Source organism: Undibacterium sp. GW821-FHT07F11 (genome assembly GCF_059418665.1).
Map to the genome: position 1 here is coordinate 604,102 of NZ_JBWKQH010000004.1, position 8,346 is coordinate 612,447.

An 8,346-nucleotide genomic window follows, 5' to 3' on the forward strand; every position below is an offset into this window, starting at 1 on the left:
GAATATCGACAATGCAAAGACTCATTATTCTAGAGAAGAAAATGAACGAAAAAAATCATGTCCCACAAAACCAAAACCCGGATTGGATAAGTCACCCACTGGTTGGTCAGTACAGGTACCGCGCCGAACACAATGACTGGGTTGCAGAAGCAAAAGTACATGGGATAGATTATCCTGTTTCGATAAATGCAATGGGAAGCGAACCGATTCAAGCGCAAATGGACATATTTGCAGAGTTGATTGCACGGCTGCCTGAAATCATTGCCTCATCAAATTTGCCTGATGCCCCAACTGAAGAGTGGCGGAACAAGCACCCCGATTATCGCTTGCTTGATGCAAAGATTGGGTATTTGTCCTTACGTAAAGACCACAGTTTTGTTATTTTTCTCGATGCCTTTCCTGAAGACGACTGGGGGCCAATATTTGGCATATCCCCGGACTTTATCGTCACGGAAGCTATATGGGGTGTTTGAGGCACTGAAAAATTATCTTTACTTTAGTAAAGAAAAGAAAATGAACGAAAAAATCATGCCCCACAAACCCAAAACCCGGATTGGATAAGTCACCCCCTGGTTGGTCAGTACAGGTACTGTGCCGAACACAATAACTGGATTGCGGATGCATCTGTGCGTGGTATTGATTACCAGATCAGAATACGGGCAAAGGGAACCGAACCCTCCAAAGTGCAAATTGACAGGTTTGCAGAATTGATTGCAAGGTTGCCTGAAATCATTGCTTCTTCCAATTTATCGGATGCGCCCACGGATGAATGGAGGAGCAAGCACCCTGAATACCGGCTTGCCAGCGCACGAATCTCATTTATTCGTATGCACGAGGATGGCAGTTTTTTTTGAGTTTTGCTGCCTATCCTGAAGACGACTGGATCCCTATGTTTGATATCTCTCCCGAATTCTAAGTCACATTGGCTGATTGGGGGGGATTCAATCCGCGTAGGTACGATTAGCGCAGCGTCATCGTACGCATGCAGTGCCATCAATAAGCAAAGACCTCAAGCAAATACTGTATTCGTCATTGATCCATCCGTGCACGAGTGCGATGTATACTTGATCCAATATCAAAAAGCCGTCGTGCTTTTTAATCAGTAAATAGAGTTGCGGCTCACATGCGTACGATTACGCTGCGCTTGTATCTACGCGGGCTTAATGAAATCAAAGAAAGGTGGACAATGAACGACTTGATGAACAGAATCAGCAACCCTGGGTATAAAGAGCGCGATTTGCTCATTGATGAGTTAAACGACCTCATTGTTTATGGGGAGGTGAACCCGACAGATCTGGAATCTATCGTGAAGCAATTAATGAATCAACTCAAACATGAAGCTGATCCAGCTGTCAATGAGAGCATATTCAATCTGCTTGCAACAGTATTCGACAATGGGGATTTAACAAACTTGATTGCAGATGAAACTGCTGAACTTTTAAACCAGCTTCCAGCCATATGTCTGGTACATGCAATACCGATCATTGCATACTCACATCGACCAGACAAGTCAAGCTTATTGCAGCCGTTTATCCATGACAAAGATGACGAAGTGAGGAAGATGATATCAGAGAAATTGAAAGAATTGAACGAGTAGACAAACATCCTGAACGTCGTTTTGCCGATGTTAATTTCGAAAGCGATAAGAAGTTGATGTATCTATACAATCGCAGTGCAAAAATCTCCACATTTCACTGGCAAGGAGAAATAAATGAACGAAAAAAATCATGTCTCTCAAACCCAAAACCCGGGCTGGATAAGTCACCCGCTGGTCGGTCAGTACAGGTACCGCGCCGAACATAATGATTGGATTGCAGATGCACTTTTGCGTGGTATTGATTACCCGATCAGAATACGGGCAAAGAGCCACGAACCAAGCGTAGCGCAAATGGACATATTTGCAGAGTTGATTGCACGGCTGCCTGAAATCATTGCCTCATCCAATTTGCCTGATGCTCCAACTGAGGAGTGGCGAAAAAAGCATCCTGATTACCGACTCCTCAACGCGCCAATCTCTTGTTTATATTTGCACGAAGATGGCAGTTTTTATGTGAGACTTGATGCCTATCCTGAAGACGACTGGCTACCAGGATTTGATATCTCTCCGGACTTTAAAGTCATACTAGCTGAATGGGGCGTGTGAGCTGGCAAATACGAACACCTGCATTTTCAAATCGCGCATGTTCCCGTAGGGGGGCTTTAGCCGCAAATGCTTATCATACTTATTTTTCGCGCCCGAAGCCGTTCTTGCGGGCAGCAATTTCCTTGACGTAGGGCGCATTGCAATGCGCCGTATGTGATCACCGCATTCTCTCGAAAAACATCTTTGCCGTATTCAAAGTGCACATGCGGCGCAATATATTGCGCCCTACATCACGGCAATGTACAAAAAATAGGATATGCCAAAAACTGCGTCATGCGGTCAGTAGGGGGCGCGCCGTGCGCACTATATTTCACCATTATTTTGCAGGCATTCACATCAAAAAAACCGGTGCGCCTGACGCACGCCGCTCAACAAACATCGCTGTATCAAGCTCTTGATGCAGGAGAAGAGTTTCTGCGGGAGCGGCTTTAGCTGTGAATGCTTGCAAGGGTCGCAAGCTTCGCGGCTAACGCCGCTCCTACAGGAAGCAATTGCTGTAGTGCAGGGCGCATCGCCATGCGCAACAGCAATGCCACAACAAGGCAACAAGCCTGCACCTCCATTCAAAAACATATAAGGAACAACCATGCCAAACAGAAGCAGCATACGCGGCCGCGACGGCCTGTACTACCATATCCCCGATTTTGACGAGCTTGACGGCTACGATAATTTCAATGCGCAAGACTATGCCAGTAACATGGCAGATGATTTGCAACTCTCAGACCTCGACCCCAGCATCCGTCTTTTGCCATCCGGCACCGCCATGCGCAGGGCCGACAATGATGAAGGCAGCTACAGGCTGCCATTGTTCGCTGACGTGGGCAGCCAACTCTCCCCGGCAAGCACTGGTGTCAGGCTGATGACAAGAGGAGACAGCATGTCCACTACTGACGCTGGTGGCTTCGGTCGTGAATACCTGCAAGCCAACACCCCCGCGAGAAGCTGGCTGTTGAATACCATGGTGGATAACGGTGAGACAAACAGCGAATCTTCTGCTGCGCAAAATTTAACCCGGCGAAATACGGGATTACTCAGCAGATTTGATACTTCGGCTCCACAGGAAAATCGCTTCGGCATCATTAATCCTGATGACCTGCAAGAAGGCAATCCAACATATACCCCGTATGGCAGAGAGAAAGTAGCAGATGACGATAGCGTTAAATTCTTGCCAGATTATTCTTTGGGCGCAAGTCTTACAGAAAGAATTCGTCCTGAGGACGTAGGAAGCCTGTCCCTGCAAGGAGACGTTAGAAGATTGCGTGGCATGCCCGCCTTGACGCGAGAAGAAGTAGAAAGCGGTGTCAATATCCCGCTCAAGATAGATGACTTGCTCGGTAATGCTGCAGACCTCAGATTTGCACCTCGTACACACACTATCCGGCGTGGTGATAATCCCTCGCTGCTCGGTAAGCAATATTTTAATGATGGCCGGGCAGGGATGTCCATCCTTGCTCAGAATGGGCTAGCAACTTCCGTCGATGGCGCACGCAATTTGCCAGTTGGACGCGTCTTGACTATCCCGGATAACATCACCAATGCGAACCTGCGTGCAGGTGGTCAATTTATTGCTGATGATACGTCTGAAAGACGGCAGGCGAATGAATTGGCGCAAAGACAGCAAGCTGAACAATCAAACGCGCAGGCCAGCTTTGGGAATGGCGCTGGGCAACCCAGTATCGAGTATCTAAGTAAAATGCTCAATCGAAATATCCAAGGAGACAAAAATATAGCTCCAAAGGATATTCAATTCATTCCTGCTAGCGGACTACAAACCTTACCTTTTGGAGAGACTCCACATTATGGTGCTATTGATGTTCGCAGCGGAGACGAAAACTTACGTTCCGTTCAAAGAGTTCCAAAAGAGATTCCTACAAACCATCTTCAACCTGGTGAAACAATCAAGGGCAACGTGTTCTTTGGGGGAGCGGGAATGGATGGCGCCTATGTCCAAGATATGGTCCGTGCGTTTGATCAGCACGGGATAAAATTAACGCCAGCAAACAGGGATACCTGGTCGTATGGAACCTTATTAGATGCGGGGCCAGGCGTACAAGCATATAGATATGGCCGACATCCATTTCCAACTCCGCTTGAGAAATTCAATCAAAACGGAAATCAGTTCAATCTTATTGGCTACTCCTATGGATCAGAAGTGGCAGCTCAGGTCGCCGTTAACTATGCCAGAGCCGGTACAAAAGTAGACAATCTCGTCTTGATCGCATCGCCAATCAGCGACGATTTTTTAAAAACCGTCAAGAACACCAAAAACATTAACAATGTTATCGTATTGGATCTTGAAAAACAGGGTGATCCAATCAAGGCAGGCATACCACTCACATCCTTGGTTGCTGGAGCACCTACCTTAATCAAACAGATGTGGGCAGGTACTGGGGAAGGTCATTTTTATTATGCCCCGGACTCAGATGCCGGTAAGGAAAGAAGAAATGCCCTGGCAGAATATCTATACAAGCAAGGAGTTCGATAATGGTCTTTTGGAAGCAACGAATAAGCATGGTCTTCTATTTTTTATCTTTGAGCATTAGCTCTTTTGGAACAATCTGGCTCGTCTATGCTCATTGGAATGCTTGGATGAAAGGTAAATTCTTCTTAGCCGCTTTTAGTGGAATCGTTGTGGCCGAGTATGTCATTGTGAGCCTTGCGCTGTGGCTCACTGGAAGCTATTTCTATAAAAGAAAGGTATTTGATCGCCTCTTTTATGGATTAACAGCCATTCCCTTTCTGATGCTTATTTTCATTCCTGCAAAATTCTATGTTGACTGAACGCCCACGACCATCAAAGTGAGATCACGCGCCAACAAATTCAGAAAATGACCGACCCTAGAAATCTGTATCAAATCCCATCTGAGCTCGTGCCATATATGAAAATATCAAAGTAATGGAGGCAAAGAACCTGTCCGGGATGTAGGTAGAAAGTGTAGCGTGATCGTACGCATGGCTATCATCGCTGCTATGATAAAAAGCATGATGCACGCATTTACGCTACACTGATTACAACAATAAAAGCAATTTCAGTCTGAAAGGAGTATTGATGAAATTTCAAAAAAAGGCAGCTCCTCAGCTTGACAGCATCATTAATGCGGAAGGGGTGAATATATGATGGGGGGAATGGGTCTTGAACTCGTTTATGTGGGATTTTTTTTCTATGTTTCTGGGCGGCGGCTTACCTTGCATCAGGGTTTGGTCTTGTCTATGCCTACAAAAGGCGCAGAACCAAACTTTATAAGTCGGTCATTATTGGGGTTTTGTCGCTCTGCGTCTTTGTGCCAACAAGCATTTTCCTGATTAAACGTATTTGGCCCGCACATATCAATGTGACGGTGGACGAGAGCACGACGATAGACACAATCATGTCGCAAGAAAAAGCAAACTGCTTTAAATTAACCGGGCTCGATAATAACTATTATTGCGACGGTATTGTTTACTACTTGACGGTCCATCTTCCTGATAAGACCGTTTTTCGGGCAAAAGCGAAAAGCATCTCAATGATTACTTATCCGGGTACCAGGAAATTGAGATCGATAAGTGCCGATGTCAAACAAAGCTATTCAAAAGAAGAACTGACAGCCTATCTCAAGCGCAAAGAAGAGCAGAAACAAGGCGACTTCAATGAAAGCATTATTCCGCAGAAAATCTCTGATGAAATAATTCCCTGGCTGGCGCCCAGTGAACAATTTGGGAGCCGTCACACGGGATGCTTCAATAGACCGGAATACCAATTGTGCCTGGAAGCAAGTGCAGGAAGCTTTCCAGATTACACTTTGCAATTTTGGGTATCCAAAGACTGATCGTCAACAAGTAAGCCTGTTGAAAAACGGGATGACTGCGGGCGGGGAGCATGTTTGCGCGGCAGGACTAGCCTGATTTCATCAATCGGGCAAAACACAGCACAGCCCGTGTAGATACGATTGGTACAACGTCATCGTACGCATGTAATGCACAAGTTGACGCAGTGTGCATTACAATGTGTTGCATGCCATACGCCTTATTTATCACCATGATTTGCGTGAAAATTTTAACACCCTGCGCGCGCGGTACGCCCCACTGGCATGAATGGGGTATATCATCAAGGGCAAAGACGGCAGCCGGTGTAGGTACGATTAGCGCAGCGTAATCGTACGCATGCAGTGCCATCAATAAGCAAAGACCTCAAGCAAATCTTGTATTCGTCATTTATCCATCCCTGCACGAGTGCGATGTATACTTGACCCAATATCAAAAAGCCGTCGTGGTTTTCAATCAGTAAATAGAGTTGCGGCTCACATGCGTACGATGACGCTGCGCTAATCGTACCTACGCGGGCTTGAATGGGAAATTGATGTCATCAAGAAAGAAGCACATGACTGTCCATAGAATAAGAGCCCTGATCGCGATGTTCGTATTGGCCATCTGCACAAGCACAGTTGCAGCCGAGCGGCCGTTGCCGCTCCAGTCTGGACAATATACGTTCAAGCACAGATTTGCAGAACAACCCAACATGCCCAGCCTGGCGCTGACTGCCAAAATTCGTGGCCATCATATCGTCTTGATCAACCGGCGCGCATCGGAAGTTTTCCCCAAAGGGGTTATTGCCGAGGGCACGCTGATGTGGCATGCAGCCTCGAAACAATGGATCATAGGCACCAGCAAGGACGACCGCTATGCCAGGGATGTTGGTGGCTGTAGCGATGGCCCCGATGTGGTTGACTTGCGCAAAAGGATTTACTGGACATGCTAAGCAGATAGCCGGGAGTGTTGAACCTGTCGCTGCATGCGCGACTTTTGCAATGATGCTTCGCAAAAGATCGCAAAGAGCCGGTTCGGACTGTGCATACTTGGGGCAGGCAGTGCCGGTTTTTTCCAGCGCTTGTGATAGTTTCAGACAGCTGCCTGGATGACGGCGGTGCTGTACAGTGAATGCAAATCCCAACCCAGGCTGGCATACAGTGCCCGGCCCTGAGGCGTCGCCACCAGTGCGCCGTCGTCGATACCGCGCTCTGTGGCGATGGCTTCCAGTTGCTTCATGAGCACACGCCCCAGGCCGCGCCGCTGGTGTGCGGCTTGCGTTTCTATGCTGTCATAGATGGCGAGCCCATCGACGAATACGATGCGTCCGGAAGCGGCCACTTCACCCTCTGCCGTCAGCACCCGCACCATGGAAATGGACTGTGCCAGTGTGATATCGAGTTTATATTCCGCTGGCAAATCCGGCGCTGTTGGCATGCTGGCCGCCAGCGTCATCATGTAACCGGGGCGCTGCATGATCCAGCGGGCAGGCAGTATGGCCCGTAGTGCGGCAGCGGAGGCGCAGGTTTTCAAGAAAATGAAGGGTTCGCTGATGGTGTGCGCCAGGTCTGCGATACCTGGCAGCAAGCCAGGGAAGACATGACGTGCCTTTTGCTCGGGCCAGCCTACATCGACACGCCAGCCACCATGCGCAGCGACAGGCTGGGCGATGCCTCGTGCCAGCGCCCAGCCCTTGAGCCAGCGCCCGACCAGCTCAGGGTCTGCCTGTAGTGAGGCGGCATGCTCATCTTCTGGATAATTTGCATACCGATTGCCTTGGTGTTGTGCATCGAGATGTGCTCTCATTAATTTGTCCCTGAGTGTGCGTTGGTTGCTTAATTATACCCAGCTTGCATGGCTGCCGTGGTGACAAGCCGGATGCTGTCTGGACATCAGGAGGAGGTCACAGACAGAAGGAGAGCCGGTGCGTATATCCCAACGACGAACATAGCAGTGACGTAGCCGAAACGTGAGGCGCAATATATTGCGCCCTACGTCACGGCTGCGTTTAAGTTGGTACGGCGTGCTGTGATTATCCCCAAAAAAAACGACGCCATACAGTCAGTAGGGTGCGTTATAACGCACCACAAAAGCCGTATCAAAAATTTGATCGTTTTATATAAATACAATGAAAATTATTTATGTAATATTTCCCCTCTCTACATAGCTATCTTCCTGGATGGTGCGTTACAACGCACCCTACGCGTTATGACCGCCCAAAAAAAACGACGCCATGCAGCAAGCAGGCGTCGTTTTTTTATGTTCCTGCGCGCGTAACGCATGAGCATGGCATCCGGTTGACAGGCGGCATGTCGTTTAGAACAACAACACTAAGCCTCACGTTCTGTGGTTTTTCGCGTCAACGCAAAGTATCCGGGCGGCGTTTTTGGCTTACGTAGCGTGACTACGAAACGCAAAAA

The 8,346-nt window shown here is 48.0% G+C and carries 9 protein-coding genes; 8 read left to right on the forward strand and 1 reads right to left on the reverse strand.

Annotation, left to right across the window (positions count from 1 at the left end; genetic code table 11):
- Nucleotides 1-41 precede the first annotated feature (41 nt).
- From AC07OI_RS13320 to AC07OI_RS13355, 8 genes are all read left to right on the forward strand, one after another.
- Complete coding sequence (locus AC07OI_RS13320; protein WP_495257567.1) at nucleotides 42-473, forward strand: hypothetical protein; 432 nt, start codon at nucleotides 42-44, stop codon at nucleotides 471-473.
- Nucleotides 474-626: 153 nt separating this feature from the next.
- Nucleotides 627-854, forward strand: a complete 228-nt coding sequence (locus tag AC07OI_RS13325) for a hypothetical protein (protein ID WP_495257568.1) — start codon at nucleotides 627-629, stop codon at nucleotides 852-854.
- Between the two features lie 269 nt (nucleotides 855-1,123).
- Nucleotides 1,124-1,597 (forward strand): hypothetical protein, encoded by a 474-nt coding sequence (locus tag AC07OI_RS13330; protein ID WP_495257569.1) that lies wholly within the window; start codon nucleotides 1,124-1,126, stop codon nucleotides 1,595-1,597.
- Nucleotides 1,598-1,711: 114 nt separating this feature from the next.
- Nucleotides 1,712-2,143, forward strand: a complete 432-nt coding sequence (locus AC07OI_RS13335) for a hypothetical protein (protein WP_495257570.1) — start codon at nucleotides 1,712-1,714, stop codon at nucleotides 2,141-2,143.
- A gap of 586 nt (nucleotides 2,144-2,729) precedes the next feature.
- Nucleotides 2,730-4,628, forward strand: coding sequence for a hypothetical protein (locus tag AC07OI_RS13340; protein WP_495257571.1), 1,899 nt, complete (start codon nucleotides 2,730-2,732; stop codon nucleotides 4,626-4,628).
- Nucleotides 4,629-4,732: 104 nt separating this feature from the next.
- Nucleotides 4,733-4,924, forward strand: a complete 192-nt coding sequence (locus AC07OI_RS13345; protein WP_495257572.1) for a hypothetical protein — start codon at nucleotides 4,733-4,735, stop codon at nucleotides 4,922-4,924.
- Nucleotides 4,925-5,511: 587 nt separating this feature from the next.
- A complete protein-coding gene (locus tag AC07OI_RS13350) occupies nucleotides 5,512-5,949 on the forward strand; it encodes a hypothetical protein (RefSeq protein ID WP_495257573.1) in 438 nt (145 codons plus the stop codon).
- A 689-nt stretch (nucleotides 5,950-6,638) separates the two neighbouring features.
- On the forward strand, nucleotides 6,639-6,878 hold the full coding sequence (locus AC07OI_RS13355) for a hypothetical protein (RefSeq protein WP_495257574.1): 240 nt from the start codon (nucleotides 6,639-6,641) through the stop codon (nucleotides 6,876-6,878).
- Nucleotides 6,879-7,018: 140 nt separating this feature from the next.
- On the opposite strand, the gene AC07OI_RS13360 is transcribed toward AC07OI_RS13355, so the two are convergent.
- Nucleotides 7,019-7,732: a GNAT family N-acetyltransferase gene (locus tag AC07OI_RS13360; RefSeq protein ID WP_495257575.1), complete on the reverse strand. Its 714-nt coding sequence runs from the start codon at nucleotides 7,730-7,732 to the stop codon at nucleotides 7,019-7,021.
- Nucleotides 7,733-8,346 lie beyond the last annotated feature (614 nt).